The sequence below is a fragment of the Pyrococcus sp. genome, from assembly GCF_030153625.1.
In the GTDB taxonomy this organism is placed as follows: Archaea; Methanobacteriota_B; Thermococci; order Thermococcales; family Thermococcaceae; genus Pyrococcus; species Pyrococcus furiosus.
In genome coordinates, this window is record NZ_JASKLM010000022.1 from 1 (window position 1) to 20,987 (window position 20,987).

General features: G+C 39.7%; 22 protein-coding genes and 1 other RNA gene. 6 read left to right on the plus strand and 17 right to left on the minus strand.

What is annotated here, in order from left to right:
* From rnpB to PWP39_RS05115, 9 genes are all read right to left on the minus strand, one after another.
* Positions 1–226: RNase P RNA component (gene rnpB, locus PWP39_RS05075), an RNA gene on the minus strand; the annotation flags it as partial.
* 5 nt (positions 227–231) lie between these two features.
* Positions 232–801, minus strand: coding sequence for an aldolase (locus PWP39_RS05080; protein WP_011011220.1), 570 nt, complete (start codon positions 799–801; stop codon positions 232–234).
* Positions 788–1,375 carry a hypothetical protein gene (locus tag PWP39_RS05085; protein WP_011011219.1) on the minus strand — a complete coding sequence of 196 codons (588 nt, stop codon included), beginning with the start codon at positions 1,373–1,375 and terminating at the stop codon, positions 788–790. Before PWP39_RS05085 ends, PWP39_RS05080 begins: the two co-directional genes overlap by 14 nt.
* Before the next feature lie 32 nt (positions 1,376–1,407).
* Positions 1,408–2,529, minus strand: coding sequence for a tripartite tricarboxylate transporter permease (locus PWP39_RS05090; protein ID WP_011011218.1), 1,122 nt, complete (start codon positions 2,527–2,529; stop codon positions 1,408–1,410).
* Positions 2,508–3,662 carry a hypothetical protein gene (locus PWP39_RS05095; RefSeq protein WP_011011217.1) on the minus strand — a complete coding sequence of 385 codons (1,155 nt, stop codon included), beginning with the start codon at positions 3,660–3,662 and terminating at the stop codon, positions 2,508–2,510. The genes PWP39_RS05090 and PWP39_RS05095 overlap by 22 nt, the downstream gene beginning before the upstream one ends.
* Before the next feature lie 39 nt (positions 3,663–3,701).
* Entirely contained in the window at positions 3,702–4,466 is a 765-nt protein-coding gene (locus PWP39_RS05100) for an RAD55 family ATPase (protein ID WP_288072981.1), read from the minus strand.
* Positions 4,467–4,475: 9 nt separating this feature from the next.
* Complete coding sequence (locus PWP39_RS05105) at positions 4,476–5,222, minus strand: ATPase domain-containing protein (protein ID WP_288072983.1); 747 nt, start codon at positions 5,220–5,222, stop codon at positions 4,476–4,478.
* Between the two features lie 131 nt (positions 5,223–5,353).
* Complete coding sequence (locus PWP39_RS05110) at positions 5,354–6,268, minus strand: SPASM domain-containing protein (protein ID WP_014835472.1); 915 nt, start codon at positions 6,266–6,268, stop codon at positions 5,354–5,356.
* A gap of 93 nt (positions 6,269–6,361) precedes the next feature.
* Positions 6,362–6,799: a molybdenum cofactor biosynthesis protein MoaE gene (locus tag PWP39_RS05115; RefSeq protein WP_288072986.1), complete on the minus strand. Its 438-nt coding sequence runs from the start codon at positions 6,797–6,799 to the stop codon at positions 6,362–6,364.
* A 54-nt stretch (positions 6,800–6,853) separates the two neighbouring features.
* On the opposite strand from PWP39_RS05115, the gene PWP39_RS05120 reads away from it, so the two are divergent.
* Together PWP39_RS05120 and PWP39_RS05125 are read left to right on the plus strand one after the other, a co-directional pair.
* On the plus strand, positions 6,854–7,804 hold the full coding sequence (locus tag PWP39_RS05120; RefSeq protein WP_011011211.1) for a tetratricopeptide repeat protein: 951 nt from the start codon (positions 6,854–6,856) through the stop codon (positions 7,802–7,804).
* Positions 7,801–8,574 carry an NAD+ synthase gene (locus tag PWP39_RS05125; RefSeq protein ID WP_011011210.1) on the plus strand — a complete coding sequence of 258 codons (774 nt, stop codon included), beginning with the start codon at positions 7,801–7,803 and terminating at the stop codon, positions 8,572–8,574. The genes PWP39_RS05120 and PWP39_RS05125 overlap by 4 nt, the downstream gene beginning before the upstream one ends.
* Here the strand turns inward: PWP39_RS05125 and PWP39_RS05130 are convergent.
* From PWP39_RS05130 to surR, 3 genes are read right to left on the minus strand one after another with little or no spacing between them, the layout of a single operon-like run.
* A complete protein-coding gene (locus PWP39_RS05130; protein WP_011011209.1) occupies positions 8,558–9,739 on the minus strand; it encodes an NAD(P)/FAD-dependent oxidoreductase in 1,182 nt (393 codons plus the stop codon). The genes PWP39_RS05125 and PWP39_RS05130 overlap by 17 nt on opposite strands.
* Complete coding sequence (locus PWP39_RS05135; RefSeq protein ID WP_014835473.1) at positions 9,736–9,927, minus strand: DUF362 domain-containing protein; 192 nt, start codon at positions 9,925–9,927, stop codon at positions 9,736–9,738. The genes PWP39_RS05130 and PWP39_RS05135 overlap by 4 nt, the downstream gene beginning before the upstream one ends.
* On the minus strand, positions 9,914–10,612 hold the full coding sequence (gene surR / locus PWP39_RS05140; protein WP_288072988.1) for a sulfur metabolism transcriptional regulator SurR: 699 nt from the start codon (positions 10,610–10,612) through the stop codon (positions 9,914–9,916). The genes PWP39_RS05135 and surR overlap by 14 nt, the downstream gene beginning before the upstream one ends.
* A 134-nt stretch (positions 10,613–10,746) precedes the next feature.
* Here surR and pdo point away from each other — a divergent pair, with 134 nt between their 5' ends.
* The 3 genes from pdo (at position 10,747) to PWP39_RS05155 (ending at position 15,526) form a co-directional block, all read left to right on the plus strand.
* Positions 10,747–11,427 (plus strand): protein disulfide oxidoreductase, encoded by a 681-nt coding sequence (gene pdo / locus PWP39_RS05145; protein WP_011011206.1) that lies wholly within the window; start codon positions 10,747–10,749, stop codon positions 11,425–11,427.
* 94 nt (positions 11,428–11,521) lie between these two features.
* Entirely contained in the window at positions 11,522–14,080 is a 2,559-nt protein-coding gene (locus PWP39_RS05150) for a replication factor C small subunit (RefSeq protein WP_011011205.1), read from the plus strand.
* A gap of 6 nt (positions 14,081–14,086) precedes the next feature.
* On the plus strand, positions 14,087–15,526 hold the full coding sequence (locus PWP39_RS05155) for a replication factor C large subunit (RefSeq protein WP_288072990.1): 1,440 nt from the start codon (positions 14,087–14,089) through the stop codon (positions 15,524–15,526).
* On the opposite strand, the gene PWP39_RS05160 is transcribed toward PWP39_RS05155, so the two are convergent.
* The 5 genes from PWP39_RS05160 to PWP39_RS05180 are packed head-to-tail and all read right to left on the minus strand — an operon-like array spanning position 15,527 to position 20,285.
* A complete protein-coding gene (locus PWP39_RS05160; protein WP_288072992.1) occupies positions 15,527–16,327 on the minus strand; it encodes a DUF835 domain-containing protein in 801 nt (266 codons plus the stop codon).
* A 47-nt stretch (positions 16,328–16,374) separates the two neighbouring features.
* Positions 16,375–17,298, minus strand: coding sequence for a GTP 3',8-cyclase MoaA (gene moaA / locus PWP39_RS05165; protein ID WP_011011202.1), 924 nt, complete (start codon positions 17,296–17,298; stop codon positions 16,375–16,377).
* Positions 17,299–17,356: 58 nt separating this feature from the next.
* Positions 17,357–18,358: a tRNA (guanine(37)-N1)/4-demethylwyosine(37)-methyltransferase Taw22 gene (gene taw22, locus PWP39_RS05170; RefSeq protein WP_288072994.1), complete on the minus strand. Its 1,002-nt coding sequence runs from the start codon at positions 18,356–18,358 to the stop codon at positions 17,357–17,359.
* A 4-nt stretch (positions 18,359–18,362) separates the two neighbouring features.
* A complete protein-coding gene (locus PWP39_RS05175; RefSeq protein WP_288072996.1) occupies positions 18,363–19,868 on the minus strand; it encodes a metallophosphoesterase family protein in 1,506 nt (501 codons plus the stop codon).
* Positions 19,869–19,874: 6 nt separating this feature from the next.
* Entirely contained in the window at positions 19,875–20,285 is a 411-nt protein-coding gene (locus tag PWP39_RS05180) for a CBS domain-containing protein (RefSeq protein WP_288072998.1), read from the minus strand.
* Positions 20,286–20,341: 56 nt separating this feature from the next.
* Here PWP39_RS05180 and PWP39_RS05185 point away from each other — a divergent pair, with 56 nt between their 5' ends.
* Positions 20,342–20,986: an alanyl-tRNA editing protein gene (locus tag PWP39_RS05185; RefSeq protein ID WP_288073007.1), complete on the plus strand. Its 645-nt coding sequence runs from the start codon at positions 20,342–20,344 to the stop codon at positions 20,984–20,986.
* Position 20,987 lies beyond the last annotated feature (1 nt).

Sequence of the window (20,987 nt, forward strand, 5' to 3'; positions counted from 1 at the left end):
TTGCACCCCGCGGGACGGCCGTTTCACCGCTCCCCTCGGGATTGTCTGCGGGTTAACTCGGCTCCCGTCACCGGGAGCCTTCACCGCTTTCATCCACATCCCCCGAGGGACGTGTCGTTTCTGTGCCGTTGCCCGGCCTCTCGGCCGGTGCCTTACGGCACCGCGGCCCCGGTGCGGTGGGCGGAACTTCCTCGGGCACGAGCCCGACAGCCCCCAGCCCCCTCGCCTATTTTAGTTTTTCTCTCTGGAGGCTATAAACTTTTGGTACCAGAGTCTAGCCACTTCCTCAACGAGTTCAGCCTTATAAAAGGCCTCTCTAAGGCTTCTTCCAACTGTAACAACCCCATGTCTTTCAAGTACAACTGCATCATAACCCTTCATAGCTTCAGAGACTTGTTGAGCCAATTCAACACTCCCTGCAGGTCTAAATGGAAGCACGGGGACTTTCTTAAGATATAACTCAGCCTCAGGGGTTATCATAGGAGCCTCCCTCTCAAAAATAGAGAGGACTATGGAGTAAGGAGGATGAAGATGAACTACTGCCCTAACTTCGGGCCTATTCCTATAAACTCCCAAGTGAAGGCGGTATTCGGAGGAGGGTCTTACAGAAGAAACCACTTTCCCATCCAATTTTACAACAGCAATCTGACTTTCGGTAAGCTCTTCCATCACGCTTCCAGTCCCCTTTATGAACACGTAGTTCCCAACTCTAATGCTCATGTTTCCTCCAAATGAACCAGTTAAGCCTTTTCTATGTGCAAGCTTTGAATAATGTATAAGCTTCGCCTTAATGTTCCTCATCAACGACCACCTCTATTCCACACTCGGTACACAAAGCTTTTCCTTGCTTCCACCTAAGATGACCCCCACACACTGGACAAACGTCTAGCTTTCCACTCTCTTTCCACAGTTCATAAACTTCTCTATCAATTTTGAGAACAACTTTGTCTTTTCCCTGCTTAAAATCACCAAGAACTGGGTAGCTTCTAAGCTCAAAGGTCTTTCCATCAATTATAACTGGCTCTATTCCTAAGTTTTCCTCATACTCTAACTCATTTGAGGGAAGGATTTCGACGACATAACATTCGATCTCCTTGTCATAATAAGCTATGAGTTCAAGGGCATCGCTCAGCTCTCCACTAGACGAGAGAAAGTCAACGACAATCATGTTCTCCCTGGGAATTAGAAGGGCAATCACAAACCTATTTCTAAATACAGCAAGACCACTTCCCGTACACACTCTTTCAAAACCCAAGTTTTCTAGGAGAGAGGCCACATCATCTCCAGTTGGCAGGCCCTTTTTCTCAACTATCATTTTCCACAATCGTCTTGCAAGTGAAAAAGCTCCCATTATAGGTTCATAAACGTCTGGCATTTCTTCTCACCATTAATAGGAATGACAAGAGGCTAAATAACACTTTCCACAAGGATGGGAAACATAAGAACTCCCATGTAAGTTACCCTCCTAACCTTCCAAAGAGGAGCCACAAACCCAAGAAACATAGCTGAAATCATTACTAAAACTCCCAAAATACCATCGTATAAAAATCCCAGAAGAAACAGAAAAACAATTATTCCCAGGATAGTAGGCCTATACTGCCTAAAGGCGACTTTTCCAATAATTATCGCCAACCTGGGAGCAAAAATTAAGAGTAGCATAGATGCCGAAAGACCTAAAAGGTAGAGAAATGGCAATTCTTGAATCGAGACATTTCCAATGGCTACCATTACTCCATTTCTCGTCTTTCCAGTAAGTGCTAAGTTTGCAAGAGAAAAAGAGTATGCCGCCGTGTTAGTTGAATAAACTATTGTCAAAAACTCCCTATCATCTTTTGTAAACTTCGAGCCTAGGAGTGAAGCTTGACCGGCAGTTAGAGTGGGTAAAAGAGATGCCAAAGCTCCGAAAAAAGTGCCAAAAATAGAGAACTTTACTAACCTCCAGGAAGGAATGCGAAGAGGGGCATCGTAAACCTTAACACTTTTTGGAGGATGCAAGTAAGAGTCAACCAGCAAAGGAAGGGCAAATAACCCAGTAAAAAGAGGATAAAAGGGATCTGAAATCGGAAGAGAAAATACCTCATATCCTAAAAATCCAGCCAGCAAAAATATAACTAAGGCTCCTAGTTTGTTCCCCTGGGAAAGAATTAGAAAAAGAGACAAGAAAACTACAAAAATAATCCCAATCTTAAAACTGTACTTGGGGGCGACTAAAAAATACGCGGGAAGAGTTGCAATTGAGAAAATAAGGGCCAATGTGCTAGCAAAAAGAGAAAGCTTTACAACTTCTCCAAATTTTCCTTCAAGAACTAATCTATGAGAAGGTAAAAGAGAAGGAACGCTATCATCGGCATCAGGAACTCCAAAGAGAGCTGAAGGAATAGAGTCCAGAAAAGTATGAACTAAACCCATTACAAAGAGAGTAGGGATAGGTAAGCTAAGTCTACTAAGAGAATTTACGTGAAGCCCTGGCGTTAGGCCAGTTAAAGTTCCAAAACCAACTCCAGCGATTAACTGCAGTAATTCACGCATACATCCTCCTCTCCATACACTATTAACATGGGCTTGTCATAATAGGTAGAGAAGACTCCATAGGCTGTAATATAGTCCCCTTCTCTAACTTTAACACCCTCTGGAAGCTTCACAGAAACTTTACATCTATTGAACTCTACTAATATCTTATTTTTGCTTACCTTAACGACCTTCCCAGCAACTTTTCCAACCTTCCCTATTTGGGGAGTGCATATCGAATTTTCCATGTCCTCTCTTGCTGTCAAATTACATTCAAGGCAGAGATAACTTCCAAATCTCTTCAGAGCTTTGAAGTGAACTAAGTCCCCAACTCTTCCCTTCACTCCAAAAACTTTCTTGTCAAGACATTCAAGCTCTAAATACTCGAGAAAGACACGTGAAACTCTACAGCTTCCTACAATTATTTCTCCAACTTTTGCCCCCTCTATATTTGTAGTTTCCTTTGCGAAATCCACAACACTAAAGTTTCTAGCATAAACTGAGATATAGTCTCCAGAAACTTTAGTTATACCAACGATCTTAACAACTTGCCCAGGAGTTAAAGTCTGATTGTCGGGAAGATACGCCCTGACACTTTTGTTCATCCATAGAATTCCTCCTGGATTACCCCCATATAGCACAACTCCAGTGAATTCAAAGGGATAACCGTCTTTTGGGTAAGATAAGAAACCAAGAGATTTGTATTCAACTGGGACTAGCTTAGTTCCAAAGAAAACCCCCTTAACTTCTACAATCTCTCCAATTGAAACATTTTCGAGCTCAAATTTTAACTTAACCTTTTTAGGAGTCAAGATATAAGGATAGTAATCAACCCAATAAGCCCCCGTAACTCGAACTAAACTAAGTTCTTCTCCTTCTGTTTTTTCAATTATTCTCGGCTTAATAGCTTCCCCTCTATAGACTCCAACAATTTTATATGCCTTACCAACTTCCAACCCAGAGAGCACGGGAACAGAAAACTTGCCGTCAGTTATTATGCTAAAGTCATCAGAAGAATACACACATATTCCCTCAAACTCTACTAAATCTCCTTCTTCAGCTTCAATAATATCTTTCGGAGGGGGATTAGAAAGAGAAATAGCCAAACTCAAAAATACAAAAAACATTAGTAAGTAAACAACATCTTGTCGCATGCTATTAATTAGAACTTTAAACTTAAATATTTTACTCCATTATTTAATTAATTTTATCCCTGAGGAAGTTATACTGTACTCCACCCAATCAAGCTTGTGAGCCGTTCTCCTCATACCATATACACGGAGATACCTCTTCAGAGTCTTTCCTTCTTCCATAAGTTTAAGCTCAATAATTCCATCTACTATAGCCTTGACCATCATTTCAACTTGAGGCTCTTCTATGCCCGAATTCATTTCTAAAATCCAAACTTGCTTGTTTCTGTGTGCAAATTCTCTCAGCTCTTCTAAAAACTTATAAATTTCTTTTCGTGATATTTCAAAGAATATTGGTGTCATAGAGGATATAAATCCAACGACATTTTCTGCTTTTGTTGTAGAGAGTATTCTTAAAGTTGTGTCCTTAATAGCATCTAACAACCTTGTAGTATCACTTATATCTGTAATGACGGATTCATCAAAGGAGAACTTCGGAGCTTTTCTAAGCCTCTGTGTATAAGCATCAAGCAAGACAATTTTATCATCAAGATAAGGCATAAACTCCCAGCCAAAGTCTAAAGCATTGCTTACAAACTCATATTTAGAGATGTCAATTAGTACACCTATAACATAATTTCCATTTCTTACTTGAGTACTAGTAAACTGAGAGATAAAAATGCTTTTTCCAGCTTTGGGATCCCCAATAAGAAGAACTACACTACCCCTTGGAATACCTCCACTTATTAGATCATCAATAATCCCTGTAGGAATTCTTTCTACCCTAACCTCTATATTCTCAACATTCTCAACTTCATTCACGACCATTAATATCACCTAATAAATTTCCCCACTTGGATACACGACAATTCCATTTGGTCCTATTTCAAAGGGATACTTCTTCATTGAGTGTCTGGTACCACGCATTTTTCTTATCAAGATGTACCTCTTCAACTCAATATTCCTTTCTTGTAAATCTAATATCACTACTCCTCTAGCTATGAACTCCTCTATTCCATACCTGCTAATTCTCCCATGCTGAGGATCAGGCGTCTCAGTAGTTAAAATCGTTGTAACTCCCATCTCAAGTAAAATTGTGTTTAACTTTAGCAAGACTTCTCTTATTCTATTTTCTTCTTCAAGTCTCATAGCTATTGATGGTATAGAATCAATGACCAACCTCTTAGCATTAATAGCCTTGACAACCCTATAAACGTATCTTAGAAAGTTTTCAACATTAAATCTATCTTCTAAAACGAATTTTTCTTCACTTGGAATTCCAGCAATAGAGCTGACTCCATCTATTATTGCGATTTTACCTTCCTTTTCATACTTCTCAAAATCCCAACCAAAGGCGGCCATCTCCCTTCTCAAATCCTTAGCTCTCTCTTCCAATGTTACAAATACTCCTGGTTCTCCGTATTCTTCAGCTCCTTTATAGATAAATTGAGCTGCAAATGTAGTTTTTCCTGTTCCAGTTCCGCCAGTTAGCAGAACTGTAGTACCCTCAGGGAAACCTCCCTCAATTAATTCATCAAATCCAGGAATTCCACTTTTAACTCTTCTAATTGGTTGAAGTGGCATGAGCCTCACCTCGATGACTTTGGCTCAACTAATACTTCTTTGGAGAAAATAATATAAATCTTTTGTTTCTTTTCGTGCCTAGGCTGTCAAAATTACAAAATTTACAAAGCCCCACTAAAAAATTGGAGAATTTAGAGAGAACAATACTCAGTTCCAAAAATTTCCCCAGTAGCAGAGTACTCTAAAGCTCTGCAGTCATGACAAATATATCGGAAGGTACACGACTTACACTGTGGAATTTTGTCCTTAGTTAATTTCCACCATGTTTTCTTTAGTCTCTGCTTTCTTAGTATTGCCTTTAAGGATTCCTTAGTAATGTCACCAACTATGAACTTTCTTAACAGGGGACAGGGTGTTACAAACCCTTCTGGGCTAACCGCCACTAGTCCTGCCATACAAGGATGATAAGTTATTGAGGCTGGATTAACGATTCTTCTGATTTCAAATAGATTTCCATTAGATAAATACCTTGCAGATGGAGGGTATACTATATCAACCCATATTTCTCCGCTGAAGTTTATATCTAGGTTCTTTATTTCATTGTACTGAGAATAGGGAACAATTAACAAAAGAACATCCACATCGGGAATTTGGTGGTTTAACTCTTCCAATGTAACTTCAAGAATAACCTTAAATTTTCTTTCCTGGGGAATACTATGATAATCTTCACTCATCACAGTTAGATAAGTTGTCAATCCGAGATTTGCTGAATATTCAGCTAGCTCAATTCCCTCTTCGATAGAATCATAGTTCGTTATAAATACCTCCCCTTCAGGAGTCAACTTATAAAACTCTTTGAGTATTTCCTTGAATTTTTCAATTCCTATCTTTTCCCTGTAGAGAATAAATTCATTGTTTCCAATACATCCGATGCTTCTTGTTATACCCTTACTCTCGGAAAACTTGCCTTTTCCTTTTCCTATGGCCAAGATAATTCTCTCCAATTGTCCTGCATGTGGGATAAGTACCCATGGTGGTTTTCCTATTGTTGTTATACCTTTACTCTCTATAATAGACATCGAAGTCAGAACTTTACTCTCTGCCACAGGACTCACCAAAAATTTAAGGTTAGAAAGAGATATATTAACTTTTTCTATACGGATTTTGCATACCACTAAAGATAGTATGCAAAAAATGTTCTACTGAGCTGGAATATGTTTGTCTCCCTCTATCCAAAATTCTCCCTTAGTGGTAATTTCTCTTTTCCATACGGGCACCCTCTTCTTAACTTCATCTACAATCCAGGAACAAGCTTCAAATGCCTCCTTCCTATGCTTCGCTGAAACCACAACCAAAATTGTATTCTCAGAGATATCCAACTCTCCAACCCTATGCCATATAACTGCATCAAATATTGGAAACTTTTCAAGAGCCTCCCTTCTAATTTTCCCCATTTCTTTTTCAGCCATTTCCTCGTATGCTTCGTAAATAAGCTTAAGAACCTCCCTTCCAGCATTTTCGTTTCTCACTTTCCCTAAAAATGTAACTATCGCTCCCACAGAGGGATTTGAAACAAGTGATACTGCCTCATCTAAATTAAAATCCTCAGGCTTTTTTACTAGTCGAACTTTCTTCATATCATCCACCAGTTAAGCTATTAAAGTGGAAAATTAATAAGTTTAGGGGTTTACATGACAAGTGAAGATATTATTAATGCACTCAAAGCAGGCAATATTGAAAAAGCTAAGGAATTATTAACCAAAGAGATTGATAGATTAACAGATGAGGAACTAAGAGAAGTTTTGGAAGTAGCCGAAGAAGTGGCAAAAGAAAAAAGGGATTTAGAACTCTATAAACTCGTAGTATACTATTATGCAGAGTTTTTTGGAATAAGTAAACTCCATGAATTTGAAGAATTTGCGAGAAAATTTGAGACAAAAGGCCTACTTCATGTGGCCGACCTGTATTCCCTTCTCGGTTATCCAGAAAAAGCATTAGAAATTTATGAGGGAGTACTCGCAGAAGAAAAAAGGCCCGAAATAGTCGGAGAAGTATATTACAGCATAGCCGCAATTTATGAGGAACTACAAGAATACGAAAAGGCAATCGAGTTTATAAGAAAAGCCATTGAGGAGTTCAAGGCAGCAAATGCAAAAAGAAAAGAACTACAAGCCAGAGTCTACGAAGGTTACTTACTCTACGAATCAGGAGATAAAGTAAAAGCAAAAGAAATACTCGCAAAATTATTGGCAGAAGTTGAAGATAAAGAGCTAATAGCGCAAATTCACTTAGCCTTTGAAGAGATGTTTGAAGATGAGGAAAATTACGAAGCAGCATTTCATGAATGTCTATATGCAATGATAAACTCCAAAGACTCGGATTTCTTTGAAATAGCATTCGATGGTCTAGTAGACTTAATCTGGCAAGCAATAATCGACGACTCTTTTGAGGAAATATACAATAGCATGCCAATGTTTAAGGTAGCATTCCCAGAGCTTTCAGATTTCTTTGAAGGAGTAAGGCTAATAGCCCTTTATAAAGATGGAAAAGCTGGAAGAGAAGATGTCAGTGCAATTCTAGATAGAATAAAAGACGAGAGATTGTTATCAATACTCGAATTTTTGGGAGAGGCAGAGCTATGAGAAGACTAAATTTTGAAAAGGTAGTAACTAGGTTAGTAGAATTCATCAAAGAAAATGCCAAGCAAGGGGTGGTTATCGGAATCAGTGGGGGAGTTGACAGTGCAACAGTAGCGTATCTAGCAACAAAGGCTCTAGGAAAAGACAAAATTCTTGGCCTAATAATGCCCTACTATGAAAACAAGGATGTTGAAGATGCAAAATTGGTGGCAGAAAATCTTGGAATACGATACAAAATAATTAACATAAAACCAATAGTTGACACTATTCAGTCCTCCCTGGATGTAGCTCTCGACAGGAAAAGCCTGGGAAATATAATGGCAAGGGTAAGAATGGTGCTTCTTTACTCTTACGCAAACTCTCTAGGAAGACTTGTTCTTGGAACTAGCAACAGAAGCGAGTTTCTCACAGGATATTTCACAAAGTGGGGAGATGGAGCTAGTGACTATGCTCCTCTAATAAACATATACAAAACAGAAGTGTGGGAGGTTGCAAGGATTATAGGTGTACCACAGAGCATAGTGGAGAAAAAACCAAGTGCAGGACTGTGGGAAGGACAGACTGATGAAGATGAACTAGGAATTTCATATAAGCTCCTAGATGAGTTACTATGGAGACTTGTAGATCTCAAAATGAGCAAAGAAGAGATTGCAAATGAACTAAATGTGTCAGAAGAAATAGTAGAACACGTTGAAAAATTAGTGAAAAACAGCGAGCATAAGAGGAGACTCCCCATTGGACCGAAAGTTGATGATCTCATAATAGAGCCTTGAGTATTTCTAACCTTCTTTTGCTCATTAACACTTTTGGATGCTTCATGAGAGCTTTTACTACCTCGAAATAATTTCCACCAGCTAGTTTTTCTAAGTCAGTCCCTCCAAGTAATTGAACGAAAACATCTATGTCCTCATCTGTTAGTTTTTCCATTGCCCTTCTAAGCTTCAGTAGTCTCTCCATCTTGGGCCCTTCAACTTCCCACCACTCTTTGGTATAGTTCTTCAGTAGTTCTAGATTCTCCTCCTCCAGTGCCTTAACTATCCACTTTGCCAAAATGTTAGCAGCTTTCATTGCTTCATACATTCCTCCTCCATGGACTGGATTTACTTGCCTGGCGGCATCTCCAACTACAGCCACGTTTTCTTTAACTAACTCTCTTACAAAGCCACCCACTGGAACAAGGCCAACGTTTATCTCCAATATTTTCTTCGTGGGAATGTTGTTTTCTTTAAGCCACTTGTCCAGATAGTACTTGGCAGTTTTCTCATTGTCGGAGTTTATTCCAATTCCGACGTTTGCCCTATCTTCATCTTTTGGAAATACCCAAACATATCCTCTAGGAGCAATTTCATTTCCAAACCACAAATGAATTAAGTCTGGGTCGTATCCTTCGATTATCATTTCGTATTCATACGCTGAATCAAATTCATGGGGAGGAGCATAGGTATTTATCCCCGCAAGCCTTGCAACTGTGCTTTCAACTCCATCAGCCGCTACTATTATCTTAGCCTCAATTTCGACTAACTCGCCTTCATGTTTTGCCTTAACCCCCATAATCTTACCTTCCTTTCTTAGGAGATCGATAACTTCGGTCCTTGCCCAAACATCAGCTCCAGCCTTTGCAGCATAATAGGCGAGCATTTTATCAAAGACTTTTCTCTCAAGTATAACTCCACTTACCTTGTCATACCTAAGCTCGGCCGTATATCCACTAGGAGAGTAAATCCTCGCCCCATAAATCTCTCTGTTTATGAACCTTTTATCATATGGAATGTCAAATTCCTTGAAAACGTTAACATTTATTCCCTCTGCACACTGTTTTGGAGTTCCAATTGCAGGTTTTTTATCCACAAGAAGAACTGAAAAACCAGCTTTTGCAACGTCTCTTGCCACAATGGGACCGGCAACTCCTGAGCCAACAACCACTACATCGTACTTCATTGTGCCACCTCCTCATAACTGAGAGCTCCCACAGGACAAGCCTTTATGCATATCATACAAGAAATGCACTTATCTTCAAAGAACTGCCATGATGATGAGACCCTTATTGCCAATGCCGGACAAACTCCTGCACATCCTCCGCACAGATAGCACTTATCTTCGTTTACGAGAACTTTAATCTTCTTCATTTCCCTCCCCTCTGAGTATTTGCTTTTCGTCAAGAACAACAGTATTGTTATTTATAACCTTTACTGGAACATAGCGAGCCATTTCAGATATTTTCTCCCTGACTTCGCGCTCCTTTAAATTTAATTTATCACTCAACTCTTCTACAGTTGCCCTTCCATTGAGAAGGAGATAATGAAGTATTGCCAATTGCGTCATGTCCCCGATCTCCTTTAAGTATGCCTCCTTTATTTTCCTCATGAGAGAACTTCTATAACTCTCAATAGTCTTAAATGCTTCCAGAACTTTTTCAAGCTCTTTATTTGCTTTGATAAAGTCAGTAATCATTTCTTTTAATGTTGAAGGTTCAGTATCTAGGCCAGAAAGACTAATTTCAAAATCTCTAAGCTCAGCATCTCCCAGATCTAGTCCTTTATACCAAAACATTTCTGGAGTTAATGTGAAAACATAAGATTTCGCTATTGAAATTTTATAGTACTTTTTTGTAGGCCCAATAAAGCGTTCTTCTTTTTCGTAGGACTGAAGAACACCTTCTCTTTCCATTATCTTAAGATGCTTTGCCACAGCAGTTGATGACACTGAAACTTTGCTACTTAAAAGGCTAAAGTAGCATTCCATACAAGTTAGGTGAGATAACAAATCCCGCCTTACTTTGTTCCCCAATATGTAAAACAAGTCTGGTTCCATATTCATCACCTACCCATATCTGTGGCGCAAAGTTTATATATATTGTGCATTCAACCTAAGGTTGACAACCTAGATTTGAACCAACTCTAGGTTGGAGAATTAAAGTTATAAACATTTAGATAGGGGTGAGGAAAATGGGATTGATTAGTGACGCTGACAAGAAGGTAATTAAGGAAGAGTTCTTTTCAAAAATGGTCAATCCAGTTAAGCTAATCGTTTTTGTGAGAAAGGACCACTGTCAATACTGTGACCAGCTAAAACAACTAGTTCAAGAGCTTTCTGAGCTAACAGACAAGCTCAGTTATGAAATTGTTGACTTCGACACACCAGAAGGCAAAGAGCTAGCCAAGAGGTATAGAATAGACAGAGCTCCAGCAACAACAATAACCCAAGATGGAAAGGACTTTGGAGTAAGGTACTTTGGATTACCGGCAGGTCATGAGTTCGCAGCATTCTTAGAGGACATTGTGGATGTTAGTAGAGAAGAAACAAACCTTATGGACGAGACAAAACAGGCCATCAGAAACATAGACCAGGATGTAAGAATATTGGTGTTTGTAACTCCAACATGCCCATACTGTCCACTTGCCGTTAGAATGGCTCACAAGTTTGCCATTGAAAACACAAAAGCTGGGAAAGGTAAGATACTTGGGGATATGGTCGAGGCCATTGAGTATCCAGAGTGGGCTGACCAGTACAATGTAATGGCAGTACCAAAAATTGTTATTCAGGTCAACGGAGAAGACAGAGTAGAATTTGAAGGAGCTTATCCAGAGAAAATGTTCTTAGAGAAGTTACTCTCAGCTCTCAGCTGATCTACTGTTTTTCCTTCTTTTCTTCTGTTCTGTTATTGCCTAGGATAAGCTTAATAATACTTTGATACCTTTCTTAGTTTAGGTGTGTGAGAGTATGAGCGAAGAGATTAGAGAAGTTAAGGTTCTAGAAAAACCCTGGGTTGAGAAGTATAGACCTCAAAGACTTGACGACATTGTAGGACAAGAGCACATAGTGAAAAGGCTCAAGCACTACGTCAAAACTGGATCAATGCCCCACCTACTCTTCGCAGGCCCCCCTGGTGTCGGAAAGTGTCTTACTGGAGATACCAAAGTTATAGCTAATGGCCAACTCTTTGAACTTGGAGAACTTGTTGAAAAGCTTTCTGGGGGGAGATTTGGACCAACTCCAGTTAAAGGGCTCAAAGTTCTTGGAATAGATGAGGATGGAAAGCTTAGAGAGTTTGAAGTCCAATACGTCTACAAAGATAGAACTGATAGGTTGATAAAGATAAAAACTCAGCTTGGCAGGGAGCTTAAAGTAACTCCGTATCACCCACTTCTAGTGAATAGAGAGAATGGCGAAATAAAGTGGATTAAGGCTGAAGAACTCAAACCTGGCGACAAGCTTGCAATACCGAGCTTTCTCCCACTTATAACTGGAGAAAATCCCCTTGCAGAGTGGCTTGGTTACTTTATGGGAAGTGGCTATGCTTATCCAAGTAATTCTGTCATCACGTTCACTAACGAAGATCCACTCATAAGACAACGCTTTATGGAACTAACAGAGAAACTTTTCCCTGATGCAAAGATAAGGGAAAGAATTCACGCTGATGGAACTCCAGAAGTTTATGTGGTATCTAGGAAAGCTTGGAGCCTTGTAAACTCTATTAGCTTAACATTAATACCCAGGGAGGGGTGGAAAGGAATTCGTTCTTTCCTTAGGGCATATTCCGACTGCAATGGTCGGATTGAAAGTGATGCAATAGTTTTATCAACCGATAACAATGATATGGCCCAGCAGATAGCCTATGCTTTAGCCAGCTTTGGAATAATAGCTAAAATGGATGGAGAAGATGTTATTATCTCAGGCTCGGACAACATAGAGAGGTTCCTAAATGAGATTGGCTTTAGCACCCAAAGCAAACTTAAAGAAGCCCAGAAGCTCATTAGAAAAACCAATGTAAGATCCGATGGACTAAAGATTAACTATGAGCTAATCTCCTATGTAAAAGACAGGCTTAGGTTAAATGTCAATGATAAAAGAAATTTGAGCTACAGAAATGCAAAGGAGCTTTCTTGGGAACTCATGAAAGAAATTTATTATCGCCTTGAGGAACTGGAGAGACTAAAGAAGGTCTTATCAGAACCCATCTTGATCGACTGGAATGAAGTAGCAAAGAAGAGTGATGAAGTAATAGAAAAAGCTAAAATTAGAGCAGAGAAGCTCCTAGAATACATAAAAGGAGAGAGAAAGCCAAGTTTCAAGGAGTACATTGAGATAGCAAAAGTCCTTGGAATTAACGTTGAACGTACCATCGAAGCTATGAAGATCTTTGCAAAGAGATACTCAAGCTATGCCGAGATTGGAAGAAAACTTGGAACTTGGAATTTCAATGTAAAAACAATTCTTGAGAGCGACACAGTGGATAACGTTGAAATCCTTGAAAAGATAAGGAAAATTGAGCTTGAGCTCATAGAGGAAATTCTTTCGGATGGAAAGCTCAAAGAAGGTATAGCATATCTCATTTTCCTCTTCCAGAATGAGCTTTACTGGGACGAGATAACTGAAGTAAAAGAGCTTAGGGGAGACTTTATAATCTATGATCTTCATGTTCCTGGCTACCACAACTTTATTGCTGGGAACATGCCAACAGTAGTCCATAACACTACAGCGGCTTTGGCCCTTGCAAGAGAGCTTTTCGGCGAAAACTGGAGGCATAACTTCCTCGAGTTGAATGCTTCAGATGAAAGAGGTATAAACGTAATTAGAGAGAAAGTTAAGGAGTTTGCGAGAACAAAGCCTATAGGAGGAGCAAGCTTCAAGATAATTTTCCTTGATGAGGCCGACGCTTTAACTCAAGATGCCCAACAAGCCTTAAGAAGAACCATGGAAATGTTCTCGAGTAACGTTCGCTTTATCTTGAGCTGTAACTACTCCTCCAAGATAATTGAACCCATACAGTCTAGATGTGCAATATTCCGCTTCAGACCTCTCCGCGATGAGGATATAGCGAAGAGACTAAGGTACATTGCCGAAAATGAGGGCTTAGAGCTAACTGAAGAAGGTCTCCAAGCAATACTTTACATAGCAGAAGGAGATATGAGAAGAGCAATAAACATTCTGCAAGCTGCAGCAGCTCTAGACAAGAAGATCACCGACGAAAACGTATTCATGGTAGCGAGTAGAGCTAGACCTGAAGATATAAGAGAGATGATGCTTCTTGCTCTCAAAGGCAACTTCTTGAAGGCCAGAGAAAAGCTTAGGGAGATACTTCTCAAGCAAGGACTTAGTGGAGAAGATGTACTAGTTCAGATGCACAAAGAAGTCTTCAACCTGCCAATAGAGGAGCCAAAGAAGGTTCTGCTTGCTGATAAGATAGGAGAGTATAACTTCAGACTCGTTGAAGGGGCTAATGAAATAATTCAGCTTGAAGCACTCTTAGCACAGTTCACCCTAATTGGGAAGAAGTGATGAAGTATGCCAGAGCTTCCCTGGGTAGAAAAATACAGGCCAAAAAAGTTAAGTGAAATTGTAAACCAAGAAGAGGCTATAGAGAAAGTTAGAGCGTGGATAGAGAGCTGGTTGCATGGCCACCCCCCTAAGAAAAAAGCCCTATTATTAGCAGGACCCCCAGGGAGCGGAAAGACAACCACAGTCTACGCTCTAGCAAATGAGTACAACTTTGAAGTCATTGAGCTCAACGCGAGTGATGAGAGAACTTATGAAAAAATCTCCAGGTATGTTCAAGCAGCATACACTATGGATATCCTCGGAAAGAGGAGGAAGATAATCTTCCTCGATGAAGCAGATAATATAGAGCCCAGCGGAGCTAAGGAAATCGCAAAACTAATTGATAAGGCCAAAAATCCAATAATAATGGCTGCAAATAAGTACTGGGAAGTTCCAAAAGAGATCCGAGAAAAAGCTGAGCTAGTAGAGTACAAGAGGTTAACCCAGAGAGATGTAATGAATGCCTTAATAAGGATCCTAAAGAGGGAAGGTATAACAGTTCCAAAAGAAATCCTCCTAGAAATAGCAAAAAGATCTAGTGGAGATCTAAGAGCAGCTATAAATGATCTACAGACCGTTGTAGTGGGTGGTTACGAAGATGCTACGCAAGTTTTGGCATATAGAGATGTAGAAAAGACAGTCTTTCAAGCCCTAGGACTCGTCTTTGGAAGTGACAACGCCAAGAGGGCAAAGATGGCAATGTGGAACTTGGACATGTCCCCTGATGAATTCCTGGTATGGGTAGATGAGAACATTCCTCACCTCTACCTAAATCCAGAGGAGATTGCCCAGGCGTATGATGCAATTAGTAGAGCCGACATATACCTCGGAAGGGCCGCCAGAACTGGAAACTATTCACTCTGGAAGTACGCAATAGATATGATGACTGCAGGAGTTGCCGTGGCAGGGAGAAAGAGAAGGGGATTTGTCAAGTTTTATCCTCCCAACACCCTAAAGATTTTAGCGGAAAGCAAAGAAGAAAGAGAGATCAGAGAGTCAATAATTAAAAAGATAATACGAGAGATGCACATGAGTAGGCTACAGGCAATAGAAACGATGAAAATAATTAGAGAGATTTTCGAGAACAATCTAGACCTTGCTGCGCACTTTACAGTGTTCCTTGGTCTGTCTGAAAAAGAAGTTGAGTTTCTAGCTGGAAAGGAAAAAGCTGGTACCATTTGGGGCAAAGCCTTAGCATTAAGAAGGAAACTTAAGGAGCTTGGAATAAGAGAGGAGGAGAAGCCTAAAGTTGAAATTGAAGAAGAGGAAGAAGAGGAAGAAAAGACCGAAGAAGAAAAAGAGGAAATAGAAGAAAAACCCGAAGAAGAGAAAGAAGAGGAGAAGAAAGAAAAGGAAAAGCCAAAGAAAGGCAAACAAGCAACTCTCTTTGACTTTCTTAAAAAGTGATTACCCTTTTTCTTCTATTAGAGCTCCGAATAAAGTTGGCCCTCTAATTTTTTCTATTGTCTCCTCCACATTAATCTTTACGAATTCCCTCTCCAATACTGCCATCTGATGATCTTCGAGAGTCTTTGGATCTACGTGAAGAATTAAGTGCCCTTCTTTAACCACGGCTATATCCTTAAGCGTTAGGAGGAATTTTGCGACCGATTTGAATTCTTCATAGAGCATGATGTATTCAATTCCATCAACATAGATTACTCCTCCACTATTTTCATCTAAGAACGTTTTAGCCCGTTCAATTATTACGTGAAGAGCCGTTGGGCTTACTGAATTCGGCCCTTCTACCCTACTTAACCAGATATATTCAGTGTATGCAACATCTGGCCATTCATCGGGGGGAATTCTTGTGATTATCAGCTTAGGAACTTCCTTAAGAGCTCTCAACAGTTCAAGAGCTGAGTTTCTATTTAAAATCAAGATATTGTGTGGAATTGGAAGTTTTAAAGCCCTTTTTTCTTCCTTGGGCTTTTCTTCACTTTTCTTCTCTCTTAATTTGCTGAGAACATTGATAACAGAAGATACAATTATAAGATAGCCCAAAATTACAGAGATAGCAGTAATAGCCCATGCACTCTCATTAATAACTGTCAACAGGGCACCAATACCACCCAAGATACCAAAGAAAACGAAGGAAATTGCAAGCGTTAGAGCAAGCTTTTTTGTAGGTCCTTTGTGAAGGTTATATTCCATAATAGCCCTGAGGATACCCAACATGCCAAGGATAATTAAAATCAAACCCGCCAATTTTTCACCTTATAATAACTTTGTTAAACTTCCCTAAAAGCATTTCTTCAGTTAATCCAATAGGGCTTCCTAAGTTGCACAGCTCTCTTAAATATCTTGACAAGTTCATCATCAGTAGCTCCTCTCCTTATGGGGCCCAATATATCAATCAAGTCATCTTTCCTCAGCAGGCAGGTCTTTAGGTAACCATCTGCCGTTAGTCTCAACCTAGTGCAGTTCATGCAAAAGGTTGTGTTGTGCATTGATCGAACGACTTCAACTTCAACCATCTTTCCATCAACTGGTAAAAAGTATTTTCTCCTTCTATGCATCTTTCTCTCCCGAATTTCCACTGCAATCTTTTCGAACTTTTCCTCCAATGGCTTTAAAGGGTAAAAGAAATCCTTAAAGAACTGAGAATTCTCCATTTCCCTGGGAACTTCTATTTCGATAAGCTGAAGTATTGCATTAACTTCCCCAGCAAATCTAATCATGTCCCAAATTTCATCATCGTTTATTCCCCTCATAACTACCATATTTAGCTTTACTGGATAGAAAAGGTTTGTGGCCCTCCTAATTCCCTTCAAAACCTGATCTAAAACATCGTAGCCAGTTATCATTTTATACTTTTTCCTGTCCAATGTATCGAGGCTAATGTTAACCCTATCAAGGCCAGCCTCTTTTAATTTTTCAGCGCTTGCATAGAGTGTTGTCCCATTAGTTGTCATGGAAAGGTCAACAACATAAGGCCTTATCCTTTGTATAATTTCATAGATGTCAGGTCTAACAGTCGGCTCTCCTCCCGTTAGCTTAACATTTCTAATCCCAAGTCTAGAAGCTATCCTCACGATTCTTTCAATTTCTTCTGGGGTCATTGTTCTTTCTCCGTCTTGTTGGCCTTCCCTATGGCAATAGAAGCAGTTCAAATTACATTCCTTTGTTAAGGAGATTCTAAGGTTCGTTACTGGCCTGCCAAACTTATCAATTAGCATCCACTGTAACCTCCAATATTTTAATGCAAAAAGTAAATAAAAGACTTTTACGTAAACATTATTGTTTAATCTCTATGTCCGCACAAACCTTGTATATATGGGGCTTATAATCAGAAACTTTCTTCACTTTAACGTTGCAGTCTTTTCCAAGCTCTCTACACATCTCAACGATTCTCCTTTTGAAGACCTCAATTTCTCCTTCATGAACAAAGTCATAGTAGTGTAAAAATTTCTCAGCCTTTGATAAAGTTATTTCCAAAGCGTCAACACCTTTGGGAGTGGGACTTATCACCCTATCAAAGGTCCCCAACTTGGGAAGAACTTCAAAGACATCTCCATGAATTAACTTAATCTTGCCCTTCAGTCTGTTCTTGTTAAGCTCTATGTTTTCCATTCCCAGGGAAACCGCATAAGGATTAAGCTCTACGGCTGTTATCTCAACATTTCTGAACTTTGCAATTACGAGAGGATAAGGCAAAATCCCCGCAAAAGGGACTAATATCTTTTCACCATCTTTAACAAGTTTGGCTATTCTATATCTTTCTCCCTTCATCCTGGGATTAAAGAAGACCTTTGAAAGGTCAACCTTAATTAGAACGCCATTTTCCTTATGAATGGTTACAAGCCGATTCTCTCCCCAAACTACTTCCAAATTTCTAACTCTAAACTCCCCCTCATGAAAACCTCTCCTTGCAATCACCTTAACTTCAGGGTAAAGCGTTTTGATAGCCTTTGCAACTTCCTCCACTCTTGGTAGAACTTCATCTGGGAGAGTAATAATGGCGATATCCCCAACTATGTCGAGCCTCCCAATCTTCGATGCCAAGTCCTTTGGAAGTAAATCCTCCAAGTTTTTGTAAATTTGTCTATCTGGCCTTAGAGGGGCTTCCAAATTTACAACCTCAAATCCAAGGCTCTCCGCTTTATCCTTGTCAAGGATTGGAAAGTATACGTATTTCTCATCTCTTAGAGGTCTTCTTTTTCCATCAAATATTCCCAGGACTTTGAGTTGTTCTAATACCCTCTTTGCATCTTTCTTAGGAACTTTCACTGCAGGCATTTTCTCACCATGGAACTTCGCCCTTTATCTTCCAAATCCCCAAGAGCTTTCTGCTTCCCCAAGTGGCCTGTATCTCAAAGACTGCAATCATATCCTCATATATATCCACAATGTTGAAGCTGTTACCGAAGGGATTCCTATGTAACTCCCAGCTTACGCTTCCAGCGTTCACTAGGGGGGTGCTTTCCACTTTTACTGCATGAGAGTTCCCTCCGTGTCCAGTCAACACTAACTCAGTATTTGCATCTGTTATAATTTTAAGTACATTACCCGCATCTTCTAAATAACCAATCTCCTTGGCCCTTGGAATTGGAACTAGATTGTGATGCAAAACGACAACTCTAAACTTTTCCGAGTATTCTTCTAGCAGATTTGCCAGCATCTTTTGCCCTATCCTTCCCACTACCCCGATAGGAGTCTCATACTGGGCCGAAATCAATGGAATGAACACAAAGTCATTAAGCTCAATGATCTCTGGTTCGCCAAAGTATTCTCTAAAGAGTTCAGGCCCTAAATAAGTATAGTCATTGTGCCCAGGGATAACAAGCTTTTCTGATTTTATACTCTCATAGTAATCTATTGCCATGTCAAAGAATCTTTCTATTCCTTTTTCTACAACATCTCCACAGTGGATGACCAAATCAGGCTTATATTTCTCGTTTATTGCTTTTACAACATTTTCAATTACATTTTTCCTAAAATACTTTCTATCAGAAACATTGCTCTCACTTAAATGGACTATCCTAAAGATTCTCCTCCCCCTGGGAACAAATATCTTTGGTCTTATTGGCACATGCTCTTTCCCTTTTTCTTCACCAGTAACCCTTCTTATCACGACTTTAACTCCTTTTTCGGAAATCTTAACTATGTTATAACTGTTCACATCTCCTTTTCTGGTCTTCCTACATGAAGTGCAGCCAGCATTAACCACTACCAAATCTTCAACCTTGTAAACGTTGGGAACATGCTTGTGTCCACACATGTAAAGGGTGACATCATGGCTTAAGAGGAGATCTAAGACATCACCCGCGTTGTAGAGCACATTCCTCTCCCTTCCAGTATCGGGAAGAGGCACTAGATGATGATGAGCTGCTACAATCTTTATTTTTTTATTGCTGTATTCTTCGAGCTTTTCTTTTAGCCATCTAAACTTATAACCCCCAATTCGTCCATCGCTAAGGTCAGGAATTGTAGAATCAACCCAAATTATTACTCCGTCCTTGAATTCATAAACTCCAACTAGAGGGCCAATATACTTTTCAAATAGTTCATACCCAACATTTCTCGCGTCATGATTCCCAGGAGCAACAATCAAAGGCTTTTCAATCTTTTTTAAAAGGTAGCTAGCTTGTTCATACTCCTCCCTAAGTCCATTGTTTGTAACGTCTCCGGTATGAATGACTAAATCAAAAGGCCTAATGTTAATTTCGTTTACTATCAAATCGAATGCATATGCTTTAAACGCCACTTCATTCGTTATGTGAGTGTCACTTATATGAGCTATCAACATTTAGCATCACTCCGTTGAAATTGCGGTTTCAAGCTTTCTTCTGCTCGCTCCAAGTAGATCACTCAAAGTAAAAATTCCAATTATTTTTCCCTCTTCCTCTATTAGGATGTGCTTAATCCTATACCTGGCCATTTCTCTAAGGACTTCTCCTAGTGGAGTGTTAGAATTAACCGTTATCAGCTCTTTCGTCATTATCTCTTTTACTGGAGTATCATAGGGCAACCCTGGAACAACAACTCTTCTCAAAATATCGCTCTTTGTGAAAAATCCTATAACATTCCCTTTTTCGTCAACAACAACTAGTGAACCAATATCAAACTCCATCATTAGCTTAGATGCTTCTTGCACCGTGGTATCTGGTGTAACTCCAATAAGTTTCCTTGTCATGTAAACCTTTATAGGTGCCCTCATATCCACTTAAACCCACCTAAAAGATATTTATGAAAAAGTGATATTTGAAGTTGATGGTGGAAATGACCAGGTTGTTATATTACGAAGATGCATACTTAAAAGAGGCCAAAGCAAAGGTTATCGAAGTAAAAGACAACGCTCTCCTCTTAGATCAGACAATATTCTATCCTACAGGAGGGGGACAGCCACACGACAGAGGATGGATAAATGGTGTTGAAGTTCTTGATGTATATAAAGATGAAGAGGGAAATGTGTGGCACGTAGTAAAAGAACCAGAAAAATTTAAACCTGGAGATGAAGTTGAGCTTAAGTTAGATTGGGAATACAGATATAAGATCATGAGAATACACTCAGCCCTTCACCTTCTCGAAAATGCTCTCGATCAAATATTAGGAAAAGGGAACTGGGAGGTTGTGGGGAGTGGAATGACCCACGAAAAAGGAAGATTAGACGTAGGATACCCTGAAAACTTAAACGCCTACAAAGAGAAGATAATAGAGCTCTTCAATAAGTATGTGGACGAAGGAGGAGAAATCAAGATCTGGTGGGAAGGAGAAAAGAGATACACCCAAATAAGAGACTTCGATCCCATACCTTGTGGAGGAACACACGTTAAAGACATAAAGGAAATTGGACACATAAAGAAGCTCAAGCGTTCAAGCATAGGAAAAGGAAAACAGAGACTAGAGATATGGCTCGAAGATTAGT

Excerpts from the sequence above, each read along its gene's own strand:
- PWP39_RS05080 (WP_011011220.1), bottom strand. The coding sequence starts at position 801 with ATGAGGAACATTAAGGCGAAGCTTATACATTATTCAAAGCTTGCACAT.
- PWP39_RS05085 (WP_011011219.1), bottom strand. The coding sequence starts at position 1,375 with ATGCCAGACGTTTATGAACCTATAATGGGAGCTTTTTCACTTGCAAGA.
- PWP39_RS05090 (WP_011011218.1), bottom strand. The coding sequence starts at position 2,529 with ATGCGTGAATTACTGCAGTTAATCGCTGGAGTTGGTTTTGGAACTTTA.
- PWP39_RS05095 (WP_011011217.1), bottom strand. The coding sequence starts at position 3,662 with ATGCGACAAGATGTTGTTTACTTACTAATGTTTTTTGTATTTTTGAGT.
- PWP39_RS05100 (WP_288072981.1), bottom strand. The coding sequence starts at position 4,466 with ATGGTCGTGAATGAAGTTGAGAATGTTGAGAATATAGAGGTTAGGGTA.
- PWP39_RS05105 (WP_288072983.1), bottom strand. The coding sequence starts at position 5,222 with ATGCCACTTCAACCAATTAGAAGAGTTAAAAGTGGAATTCCTGGATTT.
- PWP39_RS05115 (WP_288072986.1), bottom strand. The coding sequence starts at position 6,799 with ATGAAGAAAGTTCGACTAGTAAAAAAGCCTGAGGATTTTAATTTAGAT.
- PWP39_RS05120 (WP_011011211.1), top strand. The coding sequence starts at position 6,854 with ATGACAAGTGAAGATATTATTAATGCACTCAAAGCAGGCAATATTGAA.
- PWP39_RS05125 (WP_011011210.1), top strand. The coding sequence starts at position 7,801 with ATGAGAAGACTAAATTTTGAAAAGGTAGTAACTAGGTTAGTAGAATTC.
- PWP39_RS05130 (WP_011011209.1), bottom strand. The coding sequence starts at position 9,739 with ATGAAGTACGATGTAGTGGTTGTTGGCTCAGGAGTTGCCGGTCCCATT.
- PWP39_RS05135 (WP_014835473.1), bottom strand. The coding sequence starts at position 9,927 with ATGAAGAAGATTAAAGTTCTCGTAAACGAAGATAAGTGCTATCTGTGC.
- surR (WP_288072988.1), bottom strand. The coding sequence starts at position 10,612 with ATGGAACCAGACTTGTTTTACATATTGGGGAACAAAGTAAGGCGGGAT.
- pdo (WP_011011206.1), top strand. The coding sequence starts at position 10,747 with ATGGGATTGATTAGTGACGCTGACAAGAAGGTAATTAAGGAAGAGTTC.
- PWP39_RS05150 (WP_011011205.1), top strand. The coding sequence starts at position 11,522 with ATGAGCGAAGAGATTAGAGAAGTTAAGGTTCTAGAAAAACCCTGGGTT.
- PWP39_RS05155 (WP_288072990.1), top strand. The coding sequence starts at position 14,087 with ATGCCAGAGCTTCCCTGGGTAGAAAAATACAGGCCAAAAAAGTTAAGT.
- moaA (WP_011011202.1), bottom strand. The coding sequence starts at position 17,298 with ATGCTAATTGATAAGTTTGGCAGGCCAGTAACGAACCTTAGAATCTCC.
- taw22 (WP_288072994.1), bottom strand. The coding sequence starts at position 18,358 with ATGCCTGCAGTGAAAGTTCCTAAGAAAGATGCAAAGAGGGTATTAGAA.
- PWP39_RS05175 (WP_288072996.1), bottom strand. The coding sequence starts at position 19,868 with ATGTTGATAGCTCATATAAGTGACACTCACATAACGAATGAAGTGGCG.
- PWP39_RS05185 (WP_288073007.1), top strand. The coding sequence starts at position 20,342 with ATGACCAGGTTGTTATATTACGAAGATGCATACTTAAAAGAGGCCAAA.